This window comes from Pseudomonas sp. 43NM1 (assembly GCF_002836905.1).
GTDB lineage: Bacteria > Pseudomonadota > Gammaproteobacteria > Pseudomonadales > Pseudomonadaceae > Aquipseudomonas > Aquipseudomonas prosekii.
The window spans coordinates 24,338-49,043 of record NZ_MKGS01000138.1 but is presented as its reverse complement, the minus strand read 5'-3'; the positions used below and the strand labels follow the sequence as shown (position 1 = coordinate 49,043).

22 protein-coding genes are annotated in these 24,706 nt (G+C 59.4%); 16 read left to right on the top strand and 6 right to left on the bottom strand.

Annotated elements, in window-relative coordinates:
* Window positions 1–113 precede the first annotated feature (113 nt).
* Together BI292_RS13755 and BI292_RS13750 are read right to left on the bottom strand one after the other, a co-directional pair.
* Entirely contained in the window at window positions 114–1,898 is a 1,785-nt protein-coding gene (locus tag BI292_RS13755; protein ID WP_101208176.1) for a GspE/PulE family protein, read from the bottom strand.
* A 114-nt stretch (window positions 1,899–2,012) separates the two neighbouring features.
* Window positions 2,013–2,351, bottom strand: coding sequence for a hypothetical protein (locus tag BI292_RS13750; protein ID WP_092276503.1), 339 nt, complete (start codon window positions 2,349–2,351; stop codon window positions 2,013–2,015).
* 139 nt (window positions 2,352–2,490) lie between these two features.
* Between BI292_RS13750 and BI292_RS13745 the strand changes: the two genes are divergently transcribed.
* Window positions 2,491–2,970, top strand: a complete 480-nt coding sequence (locus BI292_RS13745; protein WP_092276508.1) for an Lrp/AsnC family transcriptional regulator — start codon at window positions 2,491–2,493, stop codon at window positions 2,968–2,970.
* 148 nt (window positions 2,971–3,118) lie between these two features.
* On the opposite strand, the gene BI292_RS13740 is transcribed toward BI292_RS13745, so the two are convergent.
* Window positions 3,119–4,486 carry an inorganic triphosphatase gene (locus tag BI292_RS13740; RefSeq protein WP_101208175.1) on the bottom strand — a complete coding sequence of 456 codons (1,368 nt, stop codon included), beginning with the start codon at window positions 4,484–4,486 and terminating at the stop codon, window positions 3,119–3,121.
* A 156-nt stretch (window positions 4,487–4,642) separates the two neighbouring features.
* Between BI292_RS13740 and argE the strand changes: the two genes are divergently transcribed.
* Entirely contained in the window at window positions 4,643–5,812 is a 1,170-nt protein-coding gene (argE, locus tag BI292_RS13735) for an acetylornithine deacetylase (protein WP_101208174.1), read from the top strand.
* A gap of 247 nt (window positions 5,813–6,059) precedes the next feature.
* Window positions 6,060–7,358 carry an amino-acid N-acetyltransferase gene (gene argA, locus BI292_RS13730; protein ID WP_092276518.1) on the top strand — a complete coding sequence of 433 codons (1,299 nt, stop codon included), beginning with the start codon at window positions 6,060–6,062 and terminating at the stop codon, window positions 7,356–7,358.
* A 131-nt stretch (window positions 7,359–7,489) separates the two neighbouring features.
* Here argA and tauA read toward each other — a convergent pair whose 3' ends face one another.
* On the bottom strand, window positions 7,490–8,479 hold the full coding sequence (tauA, locus tag BI292_RS13725; RefSeq protein WP_101208173.1) for a taurine ABC transporter substrate-binding protein: 990 nt from the start codon (window positions 8,477–8,479) through the stop codon (window positions 7,490–7,492).
* A gap of 365 nt (window positions 8,480–8,844) precedes the next feature.
* Between tauA and BI292_RS13720 the strand changes: the two genes are divergently transcribed.
* The 8 genes from BI292_RS13720 (at window position 8,845) to BI292_RS13685 (ending at window position 16,247) form a co-directional block, all read left to right on the top strand.
* Window positions 8,845–10,191 (top strand): OprD family porin, encoded by a 1,347-nt coding sequence (locus tag BI292_RS13720; protein ID WP_092276524.1) that lies wholly within the window; start codon window positions 8,845–8,847, stop codon window positions 10,189–10,191.
* A 305-nt stretch (window positions 10,192–10,496) separates the two neighbouring features.
* Window positions 10,497–11,135, top strand: coding sequence for a peroxiredoxin (locus tag BI292_RS13715; protein ID WP_101208172.1), 639 nt, complete (start codon window positions 10,497–10,499; stop codon window positions 11,133–11,135).
* A 330-nt stretch (window positions 11,136–11,465) separates the two neighbouring features.
* Window positions 11,466–12,059, top strand: a complete 594-nt coding sequence (gene ssuE / locus BI292_RS13710) for an NADPH-dependent FMN reductase (RefSeq protein WP_101208171.1) — start codon at window positions 11,466–11,468, stop codon at window positions 12,057–12,059.
* 101 nt (window positions 12,060–12,160) lie between these two features.
* A complete protein-coding gene (locus BI292_RS13705) occupies window positions 12,161–13,141 on the top strand; it encodes a sulfonate ABC transporter substrate-binding protein (protein ID WP_101208170.1) in 981 nt (326 codons plus the stop codon).
* A 25-nt stretch (window positions 13,142–13,166) separates the two neighbouring features.
* Window positions 13,167–14,315, top strand: a complete 1,149-nt coding sequence (ssuD, locus tag BI292_RS13700; RefSeq protein ID WP_101208169.1) for an FMNH2-dependent alkanesulfonate monooxygenase — start codon at window positions 13,167–13,169, stop codon at window positions 14,313–14,315.
* A gap of 9 nt (window positions 14,316–14,324) precedes the next feature.
* Window positions 14,325–15,107 carry an aliphatic sulfonate ABC transporter permease SsuC gene (gene ssuC, locus BI292_RS13695; RefSeq protein ID WP_092276539.1) on the top strand — a complete coding sequence of 261 codons (783 nt, stop codon included), beginning with the start codon at window positions 14,325–14,327 and terminating at the stop codon, window positions 15,105–15,107.
* Complete coding sequence (ssuB, locus tag BI292_RS13690; protein ID WP_178076579.1) at window positions 15,104–15,925, top strand: aliphatic sulfonates ABC transporter ATP-binding protein; 822 nt, start codon at window positions 15,104–15,106, stop codon at window positions 15,923–15,925. The genes ssuC and ssuB overlap by 4 nt, the downstream gene beginning before the upstream one ends.
* 106 nt (window positions 15,926–16,031) lie before the next feature.
* On the top strand, window positions 16,032–16,247 hold the full coding sequence (locus BI292_RS13685) for a molybdopterin-binding protein (protein WP_003229256.1): 216 nt from the start codon (window positions 16,032–16,034) through the stop codon (window positions 16,245–16,247).
* Between the two features lie 55 nt (window positions 16,248–16,302).
* Here the strand turns inward: BI292_RS13685 and BI292_RS13680 are convergent, their stop codons facing one another.
* A complete protein-coding gene (locus tag BI292_RS13680; protein WP_092276545.1) occupies window positions 16,303–16,941 on the bottom strand; it encodes a TetR/AcrR family transcriptional regulator in 639 nt (212 codons plus the stop codon).
* 259 nt (window positions 16,942–17,200) lie between these two features.
* Entirely contained in the window at window positions 17,201–18,577 is a 1,377-nt protein-coding gene (locus BI292_RS13675) for a glutamine synthetase family protein (RefSeq protein WP_054616983.1), read from the bottom strand.
* A 279-nt stretch (window positions 18,578–18,856) separates the two neighbouring features.
* On the opposite strand from BI292_RS13675, the gene BI292_RS13670 reads away from it, so the two are divergent.
* The 5 genes from BI292_RS13670 to BI292_RS13650 all read left to right on the top strand — a co-directional run bounded on the left by BI292_RS13670 (window position 18,857) and on the right by BI292_RS13650 (window position 24,681).
* Window positions 18,857–19,237, top strand: coding sequence for a glutamine amidotransferase (locus tag BI292_RS13670; RefSeq protein WP_101208181.1), 381 nt, complete (start codon window positions 18,857–18,859; stop codon window positions 19,235–19,237).
* Window positions 19,238–19,287: 50 nt separating this feature from the next.
* Window positions 19,288–20,646: a glutamine synthetase family protein gene (locus BI292_RS13665; protein WP_092276548.1), complete on the top strand. Its 1,359-nt coding sequence runs from the start codon at window positions 19,288–19,290 to the stop codon at window positions 20,644–20,646.
* Between the two features lie 57 nt (window positions 20,647–20,703).
* Window positions 20,704–22,068, top strand: coding sequence for an aspartate aminotransferase family protein (locus tag BI292_RS13660; protein ID WP_101208168.1), 1,365 nt, complete (start codon window positions 20,704–20,706; stop codon window positions 22,066–22,068).
* Between the two features lie 182 nt (window positions 22,069–22,250).
* Entirely contained in the window at window positions 22,251–23,348 is a 1,098-nt protein-coding gene (locus tag BI292_RS13655; protein WP_092276554.1) for a polyamine ABC transporter substrate-binding protein, read from the top strand.
* 235 nt (window positions 23,349–23,583) lie between these two features.
* A complete protein-coding gene (locus BI292_RS13650) occupies window positions 23,584–24,681 on the top strand; it encodes a polyamine ABC transporter substrate-binding protein (RefSeq protein ID WP_101208167.1) in 1,098 nt (365 codons plus the stop codon).
* The last annotated feature ends 25 nt before the right edge of the window (window positions 24,682–24,706 follow it).

Genomic DNA, 24,706 nt, shown 5'->3' with positions numbered 1-24,706 from the left:
TACGGCGTTGGATCGTCATATACCCAATCGAGTTCCGTGACTGCTCGGTCAGCGGATGTTGCAGGCAGGATTGGCGATTGTTGGTGACGCACTGAATGCAAGCGTCGCCCCAGCTACTTCTGCTCACTCTGCGGCGTCACTCGCAACACTTCCTCGATCGTCGTCAGCCCCGCTGCGACTTTTTGTGCGCCGGACAGGCGCAGGCTGCGCATGCCTTCTTTGAAGGCCTGGCGTCGGATTGCGAGCAAGTCGGTGTCGGGGGTGATGAGGGCTTTGACGCTGTCGGTCAGTTGCATGATTTCGTAGACGCCGGCGCGGCCGCGGTAGCCGGTGTCGCGGCATTCGAGGCAGCCGATGGCGCGGTGGGCGTTGTTCGGCAGTGGCGCTTGCCACGGGCGGGTCAGGGTTTGCCAGTCTTCTTCGCCCAGGGTCAGCGGTGCTTTGCAGTGCGGGCACAAGGTTCGCACCAGGCGTTGGGCCATGACGCCGAGGACCGTGGCTTTGATCAGGTAATGCGGCACGCCGAGTTCCAGCAGACGGCTGATCGCGCTCGGGGCGTCGTTGGTGTGCAGGGTCGAGAGTACGAGGTGGCCGGTGAGCGCAGCCTGGATCGCCATTTCGGCGGTTTCGAGGTCGCGGATCTCGCCGATCATGATGATGTCCGGGTCTTGCCGCATCAGTGCGCGCACGCCGGCGGCGAAGTTCAAGTCGATGTTGTGCTGGACCTGCATCTGGTTGAAGGCCGGCTCGACCATCTCGATCGGGTCCTCGATGGTGCAGAGGTTGACCTCCGGCGTCGCCAGTTTTTTCAGGGTGGTGTAGAGCGTGGTGGTCTTGCCCGAACCGGTCGGCCCGGTCACCAGAATGATGCCGTTGGGCTGGCGAGTCATGTCCTGCCAGCGCCGCAAATCATCGGCGGAAAACCCCAGCTGATCAAAATCCTTGAGCAGCACTTCCGGATCGAAGATCCGCATGACCATTTTTTCGCCGAACGCAGTCGGCAAGGTTGATAGCCGCAGTTCGACTTCGCCGCCGTCCGGGGTTTTGGTTTTGACCCGGCCGTCCTGCGGTTTGCGTTTTTCCGCGACGTTCATCCGGCCCAGGCTTTTCAGGCGGCTGACGATGGCCATGGTCACCTGCGGCGGGAATTGATAGACGTTGTGCAACACGCCGTCGATGCGAAAACGCACCGTGCCCTGCTCGCGGCGCGGCTCGATGTGGATATCACTGGCGCGCTGCTGGAACGCGTACTGGAACAGCCAATCGACGATATTGACGATGTGCGCGTCGTTGGCGTCCGGCTCCTGATCGCTGGCGCCGAGGTTGAGCAGCTGTTCGAAGTTGCCGAGGGTGCTGGTCTGCTGATCGGCGTTGGTCGCGCCGGTGACCGATTTGGCCAGGCGAAAAAACTCGACGCTGAAGCGCTGGATGTCTGCCGGGTTGGCCACTACGCGTTTGATCGGCAGCTTCAAAACGTGGGTCAGGTCGGCTTCCCACGCGGTGACGTAGGGCTGGGCGCTGGCCACGGTGACCGCGTCGCGGTCGATGGAAACGGCGAGAATCTTGTGCCGTTGGGCGAAGGCGTAAGACATTAGCGGCGTGATCGCCGCGACGTTGATCTTCAGTGGATCGATGCGCAAATAAGGTTGGCCGGCCTGTTGCGACAGCCACAGGGTCAGGCTTTCGAGGTCGAGGTGTTTGCCCGGCCGGCTGAGGTCGTCGAGGTGCTGGCTGGCGATAAACTCCAGCGGATGCAACTGCACGCTGGTGGCGTTGCGCCGTCGCGCATTGAGGGCGAGTTCCGCCGAATCCTGGTTGATGAAGCCTTGGGCGACCAGTTCTCGCAGCAAATCATTGAGATCCAGCCAACGGTCCTGAGTGGCAAGTTGAACGGACATGCGCTTTCCTTTTGAACAATCCTGCAAACAGCGATCTAGACCGCAGTGTGCAAAGGATAGTCGCGCAGGCGCAGACCGTTGGGCCACTACCCGACGAAGGCGTTTCCAGGTCTTTCAACCGGCCGCTTGCGCCTGTGCCTGCCACGCCGAATCGGCGCTCTGCAGATTTACCGAGCAGACGCTGATCAGGTTACGAAGTTTTTCCGCGATGACCTCGGCGCGGTGCCAGCTCAAGCCGTCGATGACGATATCGACCGACAGCAGATCGTCCAGACGCTGCACGTTGACCTGTTCCGGCGTCAGAAACTGCAGGGCGAACAAGTTAAGTGCGCGGCAGAGCACATCCGGTTCGGCCTCGGCCAGCAGTTGATATTGCACGCGGCAATGGGCGTTGCTGACGTTCCACACATCGGCGCGGGTGGCTGGGGTATTCACGGCTTCCAGATGCGGCATGCTCGCTCTCCAAATTATCTGGCCAAATTTTCTGGAGGAATTTTTACATTCGGCGGCGGGCATTTCTTGGCTATGATCGGGCGTATTGGCGATTTATCGAATTGTTTGATTCAACAAGTGATCATCTGAGGGTTTTTCTATGCATGCCGAGCTGGATGGCTACGACCGCAAGATCCTCGCGTTGCTGCAAGAGGACGCTTCGCTTTCCAGCGCGCAGATCGCCGAGCAGGTCGGGCTGTCGCAGTCGCCGTGTTGGCGGCGGATTCAGCGGATGAAAGAGGAGGGGATCATTCGCGGGCAGGTGACGTTGCTTGATCGTAAGAAAATCGGCCTGAACACGCAGATCTTTGCCGAGATCAAACTCAATGCGCACGGGCGGTCGAACTTCACCGAGTTCACCGAGGCGATTCGCGGTTTTCCCGAAGTGCTGGAATGTTATGTGCTGATGGGGTCGGTGGATTTTTTGCTGCGGATTGTCACGGCGGACATCGAGGCGTATGAGCGGTTTTTCTTTGAGAAGCTGTCGATGGTGCCGGGGATTCAGGAGGTGAACTCGATAGTGGCGTTGTCGGAGATTAAATCGACGACGAGTTTGCCGGTGTTGCGCTCATCATTGTGACAGAGGGCTTTTGTGGCGAGGGAACTTGCCCCCGTTGGAGTCCGAAGGACTCCCAAAACCAGCCAACGCGTTGAGTCAGATATAACGCGTTGGCTGATTTACGACTGCTTCGCAGCCGAACGGGGGCAAGCCCCCTCGCCACTGGGCATTACATGCGCAGCAACATTTTCCAGGCACGGTTCTGGTACACCGCGATCGCCTGTTGTTTGCGCGCATCCAGCGCTTCTTCGGTGATCGGCTCGTTGGCCAGTTGCGCCAATTTGTTCAGCTCGCCGTACAAGCGATCCATTTCCGGGATGTCCAGCACGCCACGGGCATGGTGCATCCACGACTGGATGCGCTCGATGCGCGGCAGTTGCTCGGCCAAGTCTTCCGGCTGCTGCTGATAACGCTGCAATTGCAGGGACGTGGCTTCTTCGCCGAGCAGGCGCGGCAGCCAGTTGGCCAATTGCGCAGCGCCTTGGCGATTGCCGCGAACGTTGCGATCAGCAGCCCAAGTGCGCGCGAGCAACCAGCGTGAAGTGTTCAGCGAGAACAGGCCCCAACGCGGGTCCTGCAACTCTTCGAGGAACTGCTCCGGCGCGGCTTTGCGCACGTCTTCGTCGTCCTGACCGGCCTGCACCAGCGGGCGCCAGTCTTCCAGCAAGGCGTCGAGCGCCACGCGCAAATCGTGCGTCGATTGACGCGGTGCGGCTTGGCCGAGGCTGCTGAGCAGGGCGCGCAGTTCGACAAGGTTTTCCACCCAGTCCTGCAACAGACGCCAGTGGCCATTGAAACGATATTGCTCGGCCAGACGCTGACTACTGCCCAACAAGTGCCAGCTCAGCGCGGCGAACGCGTCGTCGAGCGGCATTTCAGCAGTGATTTGCGGCGCCGGCAGGCTCAGCGAGTAGCTGTTGGCGTCGTACAAACGATAACCGCGCTCGGCCTTGCTGATGTCACACGGCATCAACGGCAGGGTTGCGGCCAGTTCGGCGGCCAGTTCCAGCAGCGCGGCAGGCTCGCCTTCGCGCAATTCCAGTTCCAGTTCGCAGATCTCTTCTTTCTGTTTACCAACCACGACGTGGCCGAAGTCCAGCGCGGCTTCGATGACCACTTTGGTCTTGCCACGGCCCCAGGCGATTTCCGCGCGTTCGCGGACGAAATCGGTGGTGAAAATGGCTTTCAGGGTTTTCTTGTCCAGTTCGGCCAGCTCTTCGGGCCAGCATTCGCCGTCGAGTTTCTTCACGTCGAGCTTGGCTTTGGGCAGGTTCCAGTCGTATTCGTTACGCTCGGACAGGCCGGCGACGCTCTGGCCACGGGTCTTGAGCGTCTGAATCACTTCTTCGCCATCGCGGCGCAGGCGCAGGGCAACCTTGGCGCGGGCCAGGTCGCGCTCAGGCGTGTCGAAGTATTGGTTCATCAACTCACGGCGTTCCCAGCCACTTTTGTTGCGTTTTTTCAGGAGCGGGTGCTCGCGCAGCGCGGCGAGGGTTTCGCGGCTGACGCGGAGTTTGATTTCGGTTTCTTTCTGCATGGCCGGAAAATCCAGGATCGGGAGCGCAGCCGGGGGAATGTGTGGCTGCCAAGGTCGTGCAGTGTACAGGAGTCATTCGTCCTAAGTGCCGCGGCGGTTTATTCCTGTCGCCGGATGGTTCTATGATGGGCTTCAATTCGGGAGTTGGAGTCAGCGATGCCTTTGCCGTCCATGAAAGATCAGTTCGCTGCGCTGATCGCCGCACCGTCCGTCAGCTGTACGCAGGCGAGCCTCGATCAGACCAATCGTCCGGTCATCGACTTGCTCGCGACGTGGCTCGGTGATTTGGGTTTTGCCTGCGACATCCAGCAGGTCAGCCCCGGCAAATTCAACTTGCTCGCCAGTTTTGGCTCCGGCCCCGGTGGCCTGGTGCTGGCCGGGCACAGCGACACGGTGCCGTTCGACGGCGCGTTGTGGCAGACCGATCCGTTGAAGCTGACTGAAGTGGATGGCCGTTGGGTCGGGCTCGGCAGTTGCGACATGAAGGGCTTTTTTGCCTTGGCCATCGAAGCGGTGCTGCCGCTGCTCGATCAACCGTTCAAACAACCACTGCTGATCCTTGCCACGTGCGATGAAGAAAGCTCGATGTCCGGCGCGCGAGCCCTGGCCGAAGCCGGGCGTCCGCTGGGGCGTGCCGCAGTGATTGGCGAGCCGACCGGGCTCAAGCCGATCCGCATGCACAAAGGCATCATGATGGAACGCATCGACATTCTCGGTCAGAGCGGCCATTCCTCCGATCCGCGCCTGGGCCACAGCGCCCTCGAAGCGATGCACGATGCGATCGGCGAACTGCGCGGTTTGCGCCTGTTGTGGCAGCGCGAATTCCGCAATGCGCAATTCGGCGTGCCGGTGCCGACGATGAATTTTGGCTGCATTCATGGCGGCGACAATCCCAACCGTATCTGCGGCCAATGTTCGCTGGAATTCGATTTGCGGCCATTGCCGGGCATGGACCCGAATGCCCTGCGCGCGGCGATTTTGCAGAAGCTCGCCCCGGTTGCCGAGCGCCATCAGGTGAAGATCGATTACGCGCCGCTGTTCCCCGCCGTACCGCCCTTCGAGCAGGCCGAGGACGCCGAATTGGTCCGCGTCGCTGAAAAGCTCACCGGCCATCGCGCCGAAGCGGTAGCGTTCGGCACCGAAGCGCCTTATCTTCAGCAACTTGGCTGCGAAACACTGGTGCTCGGCCCAGGCGACATCGCTTGCGCGCACCAACCGGGGGAATACCTGGAAATGTCACGTTTGCAGCCTACCGTGCATCTATTACGGCAACTGATTGAACATTACTGCCTGACACCGGCCCAAACACCGATGTCGGTCAATTAAACGCAACACCTGTAGGAGCAAAGCTTGCTCGCGATGACGGCATTAAATCCAACATCACAGTTGGCTGTTACACCGCCATCGCGAGCAAGCTTTGCTCCTACAGAAATAGATAAATTACCTGTACCCCAACCCGTATTCATGAGGAGAGCGCGCGTGTCGCCAAGCCTGTTCCGACGATAACCACCAGCCCGCTGTGCATTTCCGTTTCGCCCATTTTTTGGCTGCTATTTATTACAGGCCCAGGTTCATGCCCGAATACGTTAATTGGCTTCGCCACGCGTCCCCTTACATCAATGCCCACCGCGATTGCACCTTCGTCGTCATGCTGCCCGGCGACGGCGTCGAGCATCCGAACTTCGGCAATATCGTTCACGACCTGGTGCTGCTGCACAGCCTCGGTGTGCGTCTGGTATTGGTCCACGGTTCGCGTCCGCAAATCGAAACCCGCCTCGCCGCACGCGGCCTGATCCCGCATTACCACCACGGCATGCGCATCACCGATGCCGCGACGCTTGAGTGCGTGATCGATGCGGTCGGCCAATTGCGCATCGCCATCGAAGCGCGGTTGTCGATGGACATGGCGTCGTCGCCAATGCAGGGCTCGCGCCTGCGGGTGGCCAGCGGCAACCTGGTGACGGCGCGGCCGATCGGCGTGCTCGAAGGCGTCGATTATCACCACACCGGCGAAGTGCGCCGGGTCGACCGCAAAGGCATCAATCGCCTGCTCGACGAGCGCTCGATCGTGCTGTTGTCGCCGTTGGGCTATTCGCCGACCGGGGAGATTTTCAACCTCGCCTGCGAAGACGTCGCGACCCGCGCGGCCATCGACCTGGGCGCCGACAAATTGCTGCTGTTCGGCGCCGACCTCGGTTTGATCGATGAAAACGGTCGGCTGGTGCGCGAGTTGCGCCCGCAACAAGTGCCGGCGCACCTGCAACGCCTCGGCAACAACTATCAAGGCGAGTTGCTCGATGCGGCGGCTGAAGCGTGTCGCGGTGGGGTGGCGCGCAGCCACATCGTCAGTTACGCCGAGGACGGTGCGCTGCTGACCGAGCTGTTTACCCGCGACGGCGGCGGCACGCTGGTGGCCCAGGAACAATTCGAACTGGTGCGCGAAGCGGCGATTGAAGACGTCGGCGGTTTGCTCGATTTGATCAGCCCGCTGGAAGAGCAGGGGATTCTGGTGCGGCGCTCGCGTGAAGTGCTGGAGCGTGAGATCGAGCAGTTCAGCGTGGTTGAGCGCGAAGGCATGATCATCGCGTGTGCGGCGCTGTATCAGATTGCCGATTCGGATGCCGGCGAGCTGGCGTGTCTGGCGGTGAACCCGGAGTATCGCCACGGCGGCCGTGGCGATGAATTGCTGGAGCGCATCGAAACCCGCGCCCGCGCGCAGGGCCTGAAAACCTTGTTCGTGCTGACGACCCGCACGGCGCACTGGTTCCGCGAACGCGGTTTCGAACCCAGCAGCGTCGAGCGCCTGCCTTCGGCCCGGGCGTCGCTGTACAACTATCAGCGCAATTCGAAGATCTTCGAAAAAACCCTGTGACCTGTGGCGAGGGGGCTTGCCCCCGTTGGGCTGCGGAGCAGCCCTGAAACCTGCTAAACCGAGTCGTAGGGTTTTGCGACCGCTTCGCGACCGAACGGGGGCAAGCCCCCTCGCCACAAGTGCGTTGTGGGTTACTCGGCAACGAACTTCGCGCTGACGTACGGCGAATAATCCGCCAGTACGCTTTCGACTTTCCCCTGTTCCTTCAAAAACTTCGCCGTTTCGCCAATCGCTTTCGCCGTGCCGCCGTCCAGCAGTGCGGCGGTTTGCTGGGCTTTGGCGTCAGGGAAGGTTGAGCCGGCCAGCAACTCCGGCACATCAGCCGCGTTGGCACCAGTCAGTTTGGCGATTTTCTGCACCGGCACCGAATCGGTAGTCCAGCTGTCTTTATGCGCCGCATAGTCGGCAAACGAGTCCAGCGTAACCTTGGCAAATTTCGCCACGACGTCCGGATGCTTCTCGGCGAAATCCTTGCGCGCGACCCACACTTCGAAGGTCGGCGCGCCCCACTGGCCAACCTGCGCGGCGTCGGTCAAGGTCTTGCCCGTCTTGCGAATTTCCCCCAGCGCCGGCGACCAGACAAACGCGCCATCAATGTCGCCACGTTTCCACGCCGCGGCGATTTCTGCCGGTTGCAGGTTCACCACTTTGACTTTCGAAGTGTCCAGGCCCCAGTGCTTCAGCGCGCCGAGCAGGCTGTAGTGGGAGGTGGACACGAATGGCGTGGCGATGGTTTTGCCGATCAGATCTTGCGGTTTATCGATGCCGCTGCCGTTGCGCACTACCAAGGCTTCGGCGGCGTTGATCTGCGCGGAAACGATAAACGCGACGATCGGCAAATTGCGTGAGGCGGCGGCGGCGAGCGGGCTGGAGCCGAGGTTGCCGATCTGCACGTCGCCGGAGGCAATGGCGGTGACCACTTCCGGGCCACTGTTGAAGCGGCGCCAGTCAATTTTCTCACCCAGGGTTTTCTCGTAGACGCCATCCGCTTGCGGGACTTTGCTTGGGTCGATGCCGGTTTGATAACCGACCGTAAGGTTGGCTGCCTGCGCGCCGCAAGCAATTAATACCGACACACAAACTGTAACAATTTGACGGGATAGTGCGCGTTTGGCCATCATGGCGTCGCCTTTTCGATAGGGATTGACGTATGGGGAATGCGTCAAAGCTAATCGATCTAAAAAAAGGCCAATAAATATTATTTAGTAATTAGCTTATGTGCCGATACCGGGTATCCCGGCGCGGTTTTTCGGCGGCGGGCTATATTCCAAAGCAGTATGAAAAAGAATGAAATAATTCTTTTTGGGTTTATGAAGAAATCATTACCCTGCACGGACCCAATCCATGGCGATTAGACCTTGGTCGTAGACATACAAGGTTACGATTGACTTGTCAGTCACGGTCTGGCGCTAATCGCGCATCTTAGGATCCAGGGCATTCGACCCCGGACCAGGAACACAAGAATTAGAACGAGAGGAGCGAAACAATGAACAAGTCCACCTTGGCCCTGGCTGTGGCTGTAGGGGTTTTGGCGCAGCAGGCAGGCGCCGCCGGTTTTATCGAAGACAGCAAGGCTACCCTGGGCCTGCGTAACTTCTACATCAATACCGATAACCGTGACGGCGCTGGCGCCAACAAGAACGAAGAGTGGGGCCAAGGCTTCGATCTGCGTTTCATCTCCGGTTACACCCAAGGCACTGTTGGCTTCGGTATTGATGCAATCGGCCTGCTGGGCGTGAAGCTGGATTCGGGCGGCGGCACTAACGGTGCGTCGAACAACTCTTACGGCGGCACTGTTTTCCCAAGCAAGTCCAACGGCGAAGCGGTTGATAACTTCTCCAGCCTGGGCCTGACTGCCAAAGCCAAGATCTCCCAGACCGAGCTGAAACTGGGCACTCTGCAGCCTAAGAACCCGGTTATCGTGACCAACGATGGTCGTCTGCTGCCGCAGACCTGGCAGGGCGGCCAGATCACTTCTGGCGACATCAAAGACCTGACGCTGGTTGGCGGTCAGATCGAAGCGGTGAAAGGTCGTAACTCCAGCAACAATGAACAGATGTCGATCGGTGGCGCCAACTCCCGCACCATCAATGGTCGCGACAGCAACAAGTTCATCTATGCCGGTGGTGACTACAAAATCACCAAAGACCTGACCGCGCAGTACTACTACGGCAACCTGGAAGACTTCTACAAGCAGCACTTCCTCGGTCTGGTGCACAACTGGGCAATCGGCCCGGGCGTATTGAAGTCTGACTTGCGCTACTTCAACAGCTCGGATGACGGTGCCAACGGCCACGACCCGCTGTACTACAGCTCCGGCAACTACAGCAGCACTGGTAACGGTAAAGGCAAAGTCGACAACAATCTGTACAGCGGCCTGTTCCTGTACACCGTTGCCGGTCACACCTTCGGTGGCGGATACCAAGTCAGCAACGGCAGCAGCGACTTCCCTTGGCTGAACCAGGGCGACGGTTCGTCGAACTACACCATCACCGACATGCAGATCCAGAAGTTCGGCCGTGCCGGCGAGAAAACCTGGCAGGCACGCTACTCGTATGACTTCGCCAAGGTTGGCGTACCAGGCCTGACCGCCGGTATGGTTTACCTGCGTGGCAGCGATATCGACACCAACCGCGTCAGCGCTACCGTACCTGCTGGCAATAACAGCAGCGAGTGGGAACGCGACCTGACCGTGGCTTACGTGGTGCCGGAAGGCCCGCTGAAAAACGTTGGCGTGATGTGGAAAAACGCTACATGGCGTACAGACATCCCGGGCGTTCGCTCCCAGGACGAAAACCGCCTGATCCTCAGCTACTCGATCCCGCTGCTGTAATAGCTGTAAAAGCAGCGCTCGCGTAACTGCGGAAAAAAAGCCCCGCCCGGCACCTCGCCGGGCGGGGCTTTTGCGTTTCTGGGTGGAGTCACCCCCGTAATCCCACCCCGAAACGTTGCCACGTTTGCAACTACTCAAGGCCTTCTCGAACCTTGTCGGCGATGTTGCTGGCGATGGCGGATGAGGTCCAGTGAACAGATTTTTAATATTCTTTTAAGATCTAAATAAATCGATATTTATTCTTTTTAATTCATTTCGATTGCAGGCACAGTTGGGCTCATCACGCACTCACCAGGAGCAGCACCATGAGCCTCAGACTTGGCGATATCGCCCCCGATTTCGAACAGGATTCCAGCGCCGGCACCATTCGTTTCCACGAGTGGCTGGGCGATAGCTGGGGCGTGCTGTTTTCCCATCCGGCGGACTTCACCCCGGTGTGCACCACCGAACTGGGCTTTACCGCCAAGCTCAAGGAAGAATTCGCCCAGCGCGGCGTCAAGGCGATTGCACTGTCGGTTGACCCGGTGGACTCGCACCACAAGTGGATCGAAGACATCAACGAAACCCAGAACACGCTGGTCAATTTCCCGATCCTCGCTGACGCTGATCGCAAGGTCTCGGACCTGTACGACCTGATTCACCCGAATGCCAACGACACCCTGACCGTGCGCTCGCTGTTTGTGATCGACCCGAACAAGAAGGTGCGGCTGACCATTACTTACCCGGCCAGCACCGGGCGCAACTTTCACGAAATCCTGCGGGTGATCGACTCGCTGCAACTCACCGACAACTACAAAGTAGCGACCCCGGCCAACTGGCAGGACGGTGATGAAGTGGTGATCGTGCCGTCGCTCAAGGATGAAGATGAGATCAACAAACGCTTTCCCAAGGGTTATCGCGCAGTCAAACCGTACCTGCGCCTGACGCCGCAACCGAATCGCTAAACCATCCATCGCGGCGTGGTTGATGCCGCTTTCGCGAGCAAGCTCGCTCCCACATTTGCTCGCGCTGTACCTGTGGGAGCGAGCTTGCTCGCGATGACGATCCACCAGGCACCGCAGAATCAGAATTGAAACGTATCCACAACGCAGGGGATTTTCAGGCCGTTATACGGCCTATTTTTTTGCCCGGAAATCGTCTTGCTGCATAGTTCTTTAAAGAATAACCAAATGAATAAATATGATTTATGGATATATAAATCACCTGTTAAGGTCACTCCATCGAAGCGAGATCGCACATTGCGAATCGCCTGAATTGCTCAAGGAATCATCTGAATGCTGGTCGTCTCACTCGGTGGCAGCCCCAGCCAACGCTCCCGTTCCGGGGTGCTGCTGGAACGCTCGCAACGCTGGTTGCAGGAACGCGGTGTGGAAGTGGTGAGTTATCAGGTACGGGACTTCCCGGCCGAAGACTTGCTGCACGCACACTTCGACAGCCCCAAGGTGATCGACCTGTTGCAGCAGATTGCCAACGCCGATGGCCTGCTGATCGCCACGCCGGTCTACAAAGCGTCGTTCTCCGGCGCGCTGAAAACCGTGCTCGATCTGCTGCCCGAACGCGCGCTGGATCACAAAGTGGTGTTGCCAATGGCTACCGGCGGCAGCATCGCGCACATGCTGGCGGTGGATTACGCGCTCAAACCGGTGCTGTCAGCACTGAAGGCGCAGGAAATGCTCCACGGGATTTTCGCCGTCGACAGCCAAATTGCTTACGCCGAGGGCAGTGCCCAGGCGCAACTGGCGCCGGAGTTGGAACAACGCCTGGATGAATCGCTGGAACTGTTTCTCAGCGCCATGGCGCGCCGACCGAAACCGATCGACCCGAACCTGCTCAACGAACGTTTATTAAGTGCTCGCTGGAGCATTTAAACGGCCCTCAAGCCACCCCTGAATCTGCTCCACTCCACCTTACTCAGCCGCCAACGGCCAAGCAGGTGCAGCCAAAACCCAACAGCAAATAGGAGAGCGCCATGCGCACTGTCATTTTGCGTCGTGGTCTGGTCGCTCTGTTTGCAGCGGCTGTGACCTTCGGCGCCATTACCCAAGCACAAGCGCTTTCTTCCCATGAAGGCGTCCTGCGAATCGGCTATCAAAAATACGGCACCCTGGTGCTGCTCAAAGCCAAAGGCACCTTGGAAAAACGCCTCGCCGCGCAAGGCGTGGACGTGCAATGGACTGAATTCCCCGGCGGCCCGCAGTTGCTTGAAGGCCTGAACGTCGGCTCGATCGACTTCGGCGTCACCGGCGAAACGCCGCCGGTATTCGCTCAGGCCGCTGGTGCCGATCTGCTCTACGTTGCCTACGAACCACCTGCGCCGCACAGCGAAGCGATCCTCGTGCCGAAGGACTCGCCGATCAAATCGGTGGCCGACCTCAAGGGCAAAAAAGTCGCCCTCAACAAAGGCTCGAACGTCCACTACCTGCTGGTGCGCGCACTCGAAGACGCCGGCCTCAAATACACCGACATCCAGACTGTCTTCCTGCCACCCGCCGATGCCCGCGCGGCGTTCGAGCGCGGCAGTGTCGATGCGTGGGTGATCTGGGACCCGTACCAGGCCGCCGCCGAACAGCAACTGCAAGCGCACACCCTGCGCGATGGCCAGGGCATCGTCGACAACCATCAGTTCTACCTCGCGACCAAGCCCTACGCGCAGAAAAATCCTGAAGTGATCAAGACCCTCGTCGAAGAAGTGCGCGCGGTCGGTGAATGGTCCAAAGCCAATCCTGAAGACGTGACCAAACAGGTCTCGCCGCTGCTCGGCTTGCCGGCGGACATCACCCTGACCTCGGTTAAACGCCAGGGCTACGGCGCGCTGTTCCTGACCCCGGAAGTGGTCGCTGCGCAACAGAAAATCGCCGACAGCTTCTATCAGCTCAAACTGATTCCCAAGCCGTTGAGCATCAAAGACGTGATCTGGACGCCACCGGCAGCCGTTGCCAAAGCGCAGTAATTCGAACCCCCAAGGAGACCACTCCATGAGCCTCAATATTTTCTGGTTCCTGCCCACCCACGGCGACGGCCATTACCTTGGCACCGCCGAAGGCGCTCGCGCCGTTGACCACGGTTATCTGCAACAAATCGCTCAAGCGGCCGATCGCCTGGGGTTTGGCGGGGTGTTGATCCCCACCGGGCGCTCCTGCGAAGACTCCTGGCTGGTCGCCGCGTCGCTGATCCCGGTGACCCAGCGCCTGAAATTCCTTGTCGCGCTGCGCCCCGGGATCATTTCCCCGACGGTCGCCGCGCGTCAGGCCGCAACCCTGGATCGCCTGTCCGGCGGGCGGGCGTTGTTCAACCTGGTCACGGGCGGTGATCCGGACGAATTGGCCGGCGATGGTTTGTTTCTCAGCCACGAAGAGCGTTATCAGGCTTCGGTGGAATTCACCCGCATCTGGCGCCGCGTGCTCGAAGGCGAAACCGTCGATTACGACGGCCAGCACATCAGCGTGAAGGGCGCCAAACTGCTCTATCCGCCGATCCAGCAACCGCGTCCGCCGCTGTACTTCGGCGGCTCGTCGGAAGCGGCGCAGGACTTGGCCGCTGAACAAGTGGAAATGGTCCTGACCTGGGGCGAACCGCCCGCGGCGGTGGCCGAGAAGATTGCACAAGTGCGGGCGAAAGCGGCGAAGCTCGGGCGTACCGTGCGCTTCGGCATTCGTTTGCATGTGATCGTGCGCGAAACCAACGAGCAAGCGTGGGCCGCAGCGGATCGACTGATCTCGCACGTCGACGACGAAACCATCGCGCGTGCTCAGGCTTCACTGTCGCGTTTCGATTCGGTCGGCCAGCAACGCATGGCCGCGCTGCACGGTGGCAGTCGCGACAATCTGGAAGTCAGCCCCAACCTCTGGGCCGGTGTCGGCCTGGTGCGTGGCGGTGCCGGCACGGCGCTGGTGGGTGACGGTCCGACCGTCGCGGCGCGGATGAAGGAATACGCCGACCTGGGCATCGACACGTTTATTTTCTCCGGTTATCCACACCTCGAAGAGGCCTACCGGGTCGCCGAGTTGCTGTTCCCGCACATCGACGTCCAGCGCCCGGAACAGCCTCAAGGGGCCAACTTCGTCAGCCCGTTCGGCGAGATGGTCGCCAACGATATTCTCCCCAAAGCCGCGTCCCAGAGCTGAGGCGCCGTCATGAAGAGAATTATCCACAACCTTGCGCCGTGGGCGTTGCCGGTGTTGCTGCTGGCGGTGTGGCAGTTGTCGGTGTCGGCGGGCTGGTTGTCGACGCGGATTCTGCCGGCGCCGATTGCAGTGATCGAGGCCGGCGTCAGTCTGGTGCGCAGCGGTGAAATCTGGACGCACCTGGCCATCAGCGGCTGGCGCGCGGCCCTCGGTTTTACCATCGGCGGCAGCATCGGTCTGGTGCTCGGTTTCATCACCGGCCTGTCGAAGTGGGGCGAACGCTTGCTCGACAGTTCGGTGCAAATGGTCCGCAACGTGCCGCACCTGGCGCTGATTCCGCTGGTGATCCTGTGGTTCGGCATCGACGAGTCGGCGAAGATTTTTCTGGTGGCGCTGGGCACGTTGTTCCCGATTTACCTCAACACGTATCACGGCATCCGCAACGTCGATCCGGCACTGGTGGAGATGGCGCGCAGTTACGGCTTGAGCGGTTTCAGCCTGTTCCGGCAGGTGATTCTGCCGGGCGCGTTGCCGTCGATTCTGGTTGGCGTGCGTTTCGCGCTGGGCTTCATGTGGCTGACGCTGATCGTCGCGGAAACCATTTCCGCGAGTTCCGGCATCGGTTATCTGGCGATGAACGCGCGCGAATTCCTGCAGACCGACGTCGTGGTTTTGGCGATTCTGCTGTACGCGGTGCTCGGCAAACTCGCCGACCTCGCCGCCCGTGGACTTGAACGTGTGTGGCTGCGCTGGCATCCGGCGTATCAAGTCGCCAAGGGAGGTGCCGCATGACCGCTCAACATCTGACCGCGCAACAACCCCCACGCCTGCTGCGCGGAATTCCGCTGGTGGTGCGCAAGCTGCAAAAGACCTTCGGCGCGCGGCAAGTGCTGCGCGAGATTGACCTGCACATTCCGGCTGGGCAATTCGTTGCTGTAGTCGGGCGCAGCGGGTGCGGCAAAAGCACCTTGCTGCGCTTGCTCGCCGGTCTCGACAAACCTACCGGCGGCGAACTGCTGGCCGGTTCGGCGCCGCTCAGCGAGGCCCGCGAAGACACGCGATTGATGTTCCAGGAAGCGCGTCTGCTGCCGTGGAAAAAAGTCATCGACAACGTCGGCCTCGGGCTCGGCGACGACTGGCGGCCGAAAGCCCTGGAAGCACTGGAATCGGTTGGCCTGGCGGACCGCGCCAATGAGTGGCCAGCGGCGCTGTCCGGTGGCCAGAAGCAACGCGTGGCGCTGGCCCGCGCGCTGATCCACCAACCGCGCTTGCTGCTGCTGGACGAACCGCTGGGCGCCCTCGATGCGCTGACCCGAATCGAGATGCAGCAACTGATCGAACGGCTCTGGCAAAAACACGGCTTCACCGTGTTGCTGGTGACTCACGACGTCAGCGAAGCGGTGGCGATTGCTGACCGGGTGATCCTGATCGAGGACGGCGAAGTCGGCCTCGACCTTCACGTCGAACTGCCACGCCCGCGTGTGCGCGGCTCGCATCGGCTGGCGGCGCTGGAAACCGAAGTACTCAACCGCGTGTTGTCGCTCCCCGGCGAGCCACCGGAACCGGAACCCGTTTCACCATTGCCCACGCAATTGCGTTGGGCGCAATAGAGGCAGCGGCAAGTTGCAAGCTTCAAGCGGCAAGAGGAAGCAGGTGCTTTTTCTTGCGGCTTGTAGCTTGCCGCTTGCAGCTCATTTCGACCCGAGGAGAAATCGCATGACTATCAAAGCCATCAACGTTCGTAACCAGTTCAAAGGCTCGATCAAGGAAATCGTCCTGGGTGACGTGTTGTCGGAAATCGACGTGCAAACCGCGTCCGGCATCGTCACTTCGGTGATCACCACGCGTTCGGTGAAAGAGCTGGAACTGGTGGTCGGCAGCGAAGTAATCGCCTTCGTCAAATCCACCGAAGTGTCGATCGCCAAGTTGTAAGCAGCGGCGAGCGTCTGCCCTGATCGTTCCCACGCGGAGCATGGGAACGATCAGCTCAGGCCGACAATGTGCGCTTGGGCAGGTACGGCGGCAGATACAGTCCCAGATAGGCATCAAACACCCGCATGCCTTCTTCGGCCATGCGCGGGGTGATTTGCCCGTGTTGCTGCACTGAGCGCGCGTAAACGCGGTCGCCCAATTCCATCGCCAATGCAAACACGTCGACATCGCTCGGCAGGCGCGGCAATTCAAAGTGATGGTCGAACAACTTGTGCATCAGGTCGCCTAGTTCGATGTCGTGCTGGCGGTCGGCCTGGGTGACTTCGGTCAAGCCGTGTTGCGCGAGGATCAGTTGGCGCGCGGCGGCGTCTTCGCCGTAGATGTCGAGCATGCGTTGCTCGACCAGTTGCGAGAGGTCGCGCCAACCGTTTAGCTCATCGTGATTGATCGGCGCTTGCAGGCAGGCGCGGAATGCGCCGTGGACGTCGGCGGTCAGCGCTTCGAGCAGCGCCGGGACGCTGGCGAAGAAGTGGTAGACGGAGGAGGGCGGGATCTCCGCACGCTCGGCGACGCTGTAGATCGACAGGCTCGCCACGCCCTCGGCGGCCAGCAGCGTGCGGGCGGCATCGAGGATCGAATCGATCCGCGCCTGGCTGCGTGCGCGGGGTTTGCGAATAGGGGCGGGGCGCGTCATTGAAGTCCTCCTGCGGGGCTGCGGGCATTGTACGCAGTGGTTGGAATTGATCCATACCCCGTGGCGAGGGGGCTTGCCCCCGTTGGAGTGCGCAGCGCTCCCAAATCCGGTACATGTGGTGTGCGTGATTTGATCAGATTCGGTTTGGGGCTGCTGCGCAACCCTACGGGGGCAAGCCCCCTCGCCACAGGATTTTTTGCTGGCCATAAAAAAACGCCGCAGGCTTCAGCAGCCGGCGGCGTTTTTTTTCTGCAACCGCTTAAACGGTATGCAGGTACCAGTTGTACTCAAGGTCGGAGATGGAGTGTTCGAACTCCTCCAGCTCACTTTCCTTGCAGGCGACGAAGATATCGATGTACTTCGGATCGATGTACTTGGCCATCACCTCGCTGTCGTCCAACTCGCGCAATGCGTCGCGCAGGTTGTTCGGCAGGCTTTGCTCATTCTGCTCGTAGCTGTTGCCTTCAACCGGTGCGCCCGGCTCGATCTTGTTGGTCAGGCCGTGATGCACGCCCGCCAGAACCGAAGCCATCAGCAAATACGGGTTGGCGTCGGCACCGGCTACACGATGCTCGATACGCACGGCATCGGACGAACCGGTCGGCACGCGAATCGCCACAGTCCGGTTGTCCAGGCCCCAGCACGGTGAGTTCGGCACGTAAAACTGTGCGCCGAAACGACGGTACGAGTTGACGTTCGGGCAGAGGAAAGCCATCTGCGCCGGCAGGGTCTCGAGCACACCGCCGATCGCGTGACGCAGTGCGGCGTTCTGCTCGGGATCCTCGCTGGCAAAAATATTCTTGCCGTCACGGTCGAGAATCGAGATGTGGACATGCAAACCGTTACCTGCCTGGCCCGGGTAAGGCTTGGCCATGAAGGTGGTGTCCATTTCATGGTCGTAGGCGATGTTCTTGATCAGACGCTTGAGCAGTACCGCGTAGTCGCATGCCTTGATCGGGTCGGCGACGTGGTGCAGGTTCACTTCGAACTGCGCCGGGGCACTTTCCTTGACGATGGCGTCGGCCGGGATGCCTTGCTCTTTCGCACCTTCCAGAATGTCCTGGAGGCAGTCGACGTATTCGTCGAGGTCGTCGATCAGGTAGACCTGTGTCGAATGCGGGCGTTTGCCGGAGATCGGCGAGCGCGGCGGTTGCGGGCGGCCGTTCACGTTCTCCTGGTCGATCAGGTAGAACTCAAGTTCGAATGCGGCGCAGATGGTCAGGCCCATCTCGTCAAACTTGGTAACAACTTGGCGCAGGACTTCACGGGGATCCGCGAAGAAGGGTTCACCTTCGAGTTCGTGCATGGTCATTAACAGTTGCGCGGTAGGGCGCTTCTGCCAAGGCTCGTTGCACAGGGTGTCTGGGATTGGATAGCAGATTCGGTCAGCATCGCCGATGTCCAGGCCCAGGCCGGTGCTTTCCACCGTCGAGCCATTGATATCCAGAGCAAATAGAGAGGCCGGCAGGTTGATGCCTTTCTCGTAAACCTTGTGGAGACTGGTGCGTTCAATGCGCTTGCCGCGCACCACACCATTCATATCCGCAATCAGAAGGTCAACGTACAGAACCTCAGGATGTTCCTTAAGGAACGCGTTCGCTTCGTTAAGCTGAACGGCACGCGGGGGTACCGACATGATGCAACACCTTTGTTGTTAAAAATATCAATCATTGAGCTCTTCGGGTTTCAGTCAACCCGAACGGCATGCCGAAGTCAAGCAAGGCCTTTTTTGCCCTAAAAAAGCGCTCAAGTGGCTTTTTTGAGGCACTTTGGGGCGTTTTTATGCCTTTGAATACTTTGATGTCTGCGGGCTTGAGCGGGCCGTGTTGTATTTTTTACGGGGGTGTTGTGTAAAAAAATGAACAAGGCTAAGCTCCGATTCAAACCCATAACAGCAATAATACCGGGGTGCTTCATGTCTCGCCTGCCGTTAATCGGCGTCACCGTCTGCTCCAGGCAGATCGGTCTGTATGCTTATCACATCAGTGGCGATTGTTACGTCCACGCCAAGGCCAGCATTGCCAATGGCGCGGCGTCGACTCTTCCTTCCCCGGTGATCTCGCTGGCCCCGTCCGATATTCTGGACGGCCCACAGCACATTCTCTTTACTACTCGTCTTTCCAATATAGAACCGTTTGACTGCGCCGGCTCAGCCGAGGCGCGGCGAACTGCTCACGATTCTGCACGCACGACCGTCGCCCCTCTACACTCTCGCGCAGCCTTCAACGGCATATGTGCGCGGTCGGCGCAGTGGCAATCTGTATCAAGTCACGCCGATGCGTCAATTAACGCCTGACTTAAACGCCTGACTTATACGAGTCAGGAAACCCAGCCTAAGAGGCATTTATGAGTAACAACCTCGACCAGCTCACCGATTGGTTGAAAGACCACAAGATCACAGAAGTCGAATGCATGATCGCCGACTTGACCGGGATCACCCGGGGCAAGATTTCGCCGACCAACAAGTTCATTGCCGAAAAAGGCATGCGCCTGCCCGAAAGCGTTCTGTTGCAGACCGTAACCGGCGACTATGTCGAAGATGACATCTATTACGAACTGCTCGACCCGGCCGACATCGACATGATCTGCCGTCCCGACCAGAACGCCGTGTACCTGGTCCCCTGGTCCATCGAGCCGACGGCGCAGGTGATCCACGACACCTACGACAAGCAAGGCAACCCGATCGAGCTGTCGCCGCGCAACGTGTTGAAGAAGGTGCTGAAACTCTACGCCGACAAAGGCTGGCAGCCGATTGTCGCGCCGGAAATGGAGTTCTACCTGACCAAGCGCTGCGAAGACCCGGACTTCCCGCTGCAACCGCCGATTGGCCGTTCCGGTCGCCCGGAAACCGGTCGCCAGTCGTTCTCGATTGAAGCGGCGAACGAATTCGACCCATTGTTCGAAGACGTCTACGACTGGTGCGAATTGCAGGAACTGGACCTCGACACGTTGATTCACGAGGACGGCACGGCGCAGATGGAAATCAACTTCCGTCACGGCGACGCCCTGTCGCTGGCCGACCAGATTCTGGTGTTCAAGCGCACCATGCGCGAAGCGGCGCTCAAGCATGACGTGGCCGCGACTTTCATGGCCAAACCCATGACCGGCGAGCCGGGCAGCGCGATGCACTTGCACCAGAGCATCATCGATATCGAAACCGGCAAGAACGTCTTCTCGAATGCCGACGGCACCATGAGCCAGCTGTTCCTGCACCACATCGGTGGCCTGCAGAAACTGATTCCGGAATTGCTGCCGCTGTTCGCGCCCAACGTCAATTCGTTCCGCCGCTTCCTGCCCGATACCTCGGCGCCGGTGAACGTGGAGTGGGGCGAAGAAAACCGCACTGTCGGCCTGCGCGTGCCGGACGCCGGGCCGCAGAACCGTCGGGTGGAAAACCGCCTGCCGGGCGCCGACGCCAACCCGTACCTGGCGATTGCCGCGAGCCTGCTCTGCGGCTACATCGGCATGGTCGAAGGCCTGAACCCAAGTGCGCCGGTGGTCGGTCGTGGCTATGAACGCCGCAACCTGCGCCTGCCGCTGACCATCGAGGACGCGCTGGAACGCATGGAAAACAGCGCGACCATCGAGAAATACCTGGGCAAGAAATTCATCACTGGCTACGTCGCGGTCAAGCGGGCCGAGCATGAAAACTTCAAGCGCGTGATCAGCTCATGGGAGCGGGAATTCCTGCTCTTCGCCGTCTGATACGCCGGGCGCCGCCGAAGCTGGCGGCGCCTTCACTGGATCAACAGGAGAATTCGCATGACCAGCAACAATCCGCAAACACGTGAATGGCAAGCCTTGAGCAGCGATCACCACTTGGCGCCGTTCAGCGATTTCAAACAACTCAAAGAGAAAGGCCCGCGCATCATCACCAGCGCCAAGGGCGTTTATCTCTGGGACAGTGAAGGCAACAAGATTCTCGACGGCATGGCCGGCCTGTGGTGCGTGGCGATCGGTTACGGTCGCGATGAACTGGCCGATGCCGCTGCCAAACAGATGCGCGAACTGCCTTACTACAATCTGTTTTTCCAGACTGCGCACCCGCCGGTGCTGGAGCTGGCCAAAGCCATCGCCGACATCGCGCCGCAAGGCATGAACCACGTGTTCTTCACCGGTTCCGGCTCCGAAGGCAACGACACCATGCTGCGTATGGTTCGCCACTATTGGGCGATCAAAGGCCAGCCGAACAAGAAAGTCATCATCAGCCGCAAGAACGGTTATCACGGTTCCACCGTGGCCGGCGCGAGCCTTGGCGGCATGACTTACATGCACGAACAGGGCGACTTGCCGATCCCGGGCATCGTCCACATCGCCCAGCCTTACTGGTTCGGTGAAGGTGGCGACATGAGCCCGGAAGAATTCGGGATCTGGGCGGCCAATCAACTGGAAGAGAAAATTCTCGAAGTCGGCGTGGATAACGTCGGTGCCTTTATTGCCGAGCCGATCCAGGGCGCCGGTGGCGTGATCGTGCCGCCAGAGACTTACTGGCCGCGCATCAAGGAAATTCTCGCCAAGTACGACATCCTGTTCGTCGCCGACGAAGTGATCTGTGGTTTCGGTCGCACCGGTGAGTGGTTCGGTAGCGATCATTACGATCTGCAACCGGACATGATGACCATCGCCAAAGGCCTGACTTCCGGTTACATCCCGATGGGTGGCCTGATCGTGCGTGATGAAGTGGTGAAAGTGCTCAATGAGGGCGGCGATTTCAACCACGGCTTCACCTATTCCGGGCACCCGGTGGCTGCTGCGGTGGCGCTGGAAAACATCCGCATCCTGCGCGAAGAAAAAATTATCGAGCGCGTCCACGCTGAAACGGCACCCTATTTGCAAAAGCGTCTGCGGGAGCTGGGCGATCACCCATTGGTGGGGGAAGTGCGCGGCGTCGGCATGTTGGGGGCGATTGAGCTGGTGCAGGACAAAGCCACTCGCAAGCGTTACGAAGGCAAGGGCGTCGGCATGATTTGCCGAACCTTCTGCTTCGACAACGGCCTGATCATGCGCGCGGTTGGCGACACCATGATCATCTCGCCGCCACTGGTGATTACCGAGGCGGAGATCGATGAACTGGTGACCAAGGCACGCAAGTGCCTGGACCTGACCCTGAGTGCGTTGCAGGGCTAAGTGCTAGGCTCTGAGCGAGGTGCGCGGTCGGCACTTCGCTCAGTGCAAACAAAGGCTCGGACTTTCCTTGAAAGCCTGCCTCGGAACTTGCCAGACTACCGGTCGTTCGGATGCCCTGTGACAGATCGCCGGACACGTGGTTAAAAAGAAAAACTGGAGCATTACCCATGAAGGCATTAGGTATGAAGATAGCTGGCAAGACCCTCCTCGCCATGTCCCTTATGGGCGTGATGGCGGGTGCAGTTCAGGCGGATGACAAGGTCCTGCACGTGTACAACTGGTCCGATTACATCGCGCCGGATACCGTCAAGAAGTTCGAAGCCGAGTCGGGGATCAAAGTGGTCTACGACGTGTTCGACAGCAACGAAACGCTGGAAGCGAAGTTGCTCGCGGGCAAGTCCGGCTACGACATCGTCGTGCCGTCGAACAACTTCCTCGCCAAGCAAATCAAGGCCGGCGTTTACCAGAAGCTGGACAAGTCCAAGCTGCCTAACTGGAAGAACCTGAACCCGGACCTGCTCAAAGCTGTGGCTGTCAGCGACCCGGGCAACGAACATGCCTTCCCGTACATGTGGGGTTCGATCGGCATCGGCTTCAACGCCGAGAAGGTCAAGGCTGCACTGGGTGCCGATGCGCCAACCAATTCCTGGGACTTGCTGTTCAAACCTGAGAACGCTGCCAAGTTGAAATCCTGCGGGATCAGTTTCCTCGATTCGCCAACCGAGATGCTTCCGGTGGCGTTGCATTACCTGGGCTATCCAACCGACAGCCAGGACAAAAAACAACTGGCCGAAGCCGAAGCGCTGTTCCTGAAGATTCGTCCTTCGGTGGGCTACTTCCACTCGTCCAAGTACATCTCCGACCTGGCCAACGGCAACATCTGCGTCGCGGTCGGTTACTCGGGTGACATTTACCAGGCCAAGTCCCGCGCGGCTGAAGCCGGTGACAAGGTGAAAGTCAGCTACAACATTCCGAAAGAAGGTGCGGGCAGCTTCTACGACATGGTCGCCATCCCTAAAGATGCCGAAAACGTCGAAGGCGCCTACAAGTTCATGACCTTCCTGCAGAAGCCGGAAATCATGGCCGAGATCACCAACGCGGTGCGTTTCCCGAACGGTAACGCTGCGGCCACCGCACTGGTTGATAAAGACATCACCAGCGACCCGGGCGTTTATCCACCGGCTGACGTATTGGCCAAGCTGTACGCGATTGCCGACCTGCCGGCCGCGACCCAGCGGATCATGACTCGCAGCTGGACCAAGATTAAATCCGGTAAGTAAATAGACCCCTGTAGCAGCTGCCGAAGGCTGCGTTGAGGTCCGTAGGACCTCCGCGATCTCGACAGCGCAACTGCTTCGCCGTTGAACACAGCCTGCGGCAGCTGCTACAGATCTGCATAAAGTTTGCTGCAAAGGTTTATCGAGGGTAAGTTGCGCGCCGGTTTTGTTGTCAGGCAGCTACGGCTGTCATGCACACGGGGCAACTTGGGCCCAACTAATTTTAGAGGACCTCCACTTGCCTATTTTTTCTTTGTTACGCAACGCCATGCTGGTCGGCGCCGGGTTGACACTGGCCTTCAGTGTCCAGGCTGCCGGCACTGTGCATATTTATAACTGGTCGGATTACATCGGTCCGAACACCTTGGCCGACTTCGAGAAGGAAAGCTCGATCAAGCCGGTTTACGACGTCTTCGACTCCAACGAAACCCTGGAAGGCAAGTTGCTGGCCGGACGTACCGGTTACGACGTGGTCGTGCCGTCCAACCACTTCCTCGGCAAGCAGATCAAGGCTGGCGCTTTCCAGAAGCTCGACAAGAAACAACTGAGCAACTACGCCAACCTCGATCCGGTCTTGCTCAAGCGCCTGGAACAGAATGATCCGGGCAACTTGTACGCCGTGCCGTACCTGTGGGGCACCAACGGCATCGGTTACAACGTCGACAAAATCAAAGCCGTGCTCGGCGTCGACAAGATCGATTCGTGGAGCGTGCTGTTCGAGCCGGAGAACATCAAGAAACTGCACAGCTGCGGCGTCGCGTTCCTCGATTCCGCCGATGAAATGATGCCCACCGTTCTCAACTACATGGGTTTGAACGCCAACAGCACCGATCCCAAGGATTACAAAAAGGCTGAAGCCAAGTTGCTCGCGGTGCGGCCTTACGTGACGTATTTCCACTCGTCCAAATACATCTCGGACCTGGCCAACGGTGACATCTGTATCGCCATCGGTTTCTCCGGTGACATGTTCCAGGCGAAGAACCGCGCTGAAGAAGCGAAGAAAGGCGTGAACATCGCTTACTCGATTCCGAAAGAGGGCGGGGCGCTGTGGTTCGACATGCTGGCGATTCCAAAGGACTCGACCAACGTCAAAGAAGCGCATGCGTTCATCAACTATCTGCTCAAACCCGAAGTCATTGCCCAGGTCAGTGATTACGTGGGCTACGCCAACCCGAACCCGGCGTCGGACAAGTTGATGGAGCAGTCGATTCGCACCGACGCCGCGGTTTATCCGCCGCAAGCGGTGCTCGACAAAACCTACGTATCGACCGAGTTACCACCGAACATTCAACGTTTGATGACCCGCAGCTGGACCAAGGTCAAGTCGGGCAAATAGCGGCAAGGATCAAACTAACCAAGGT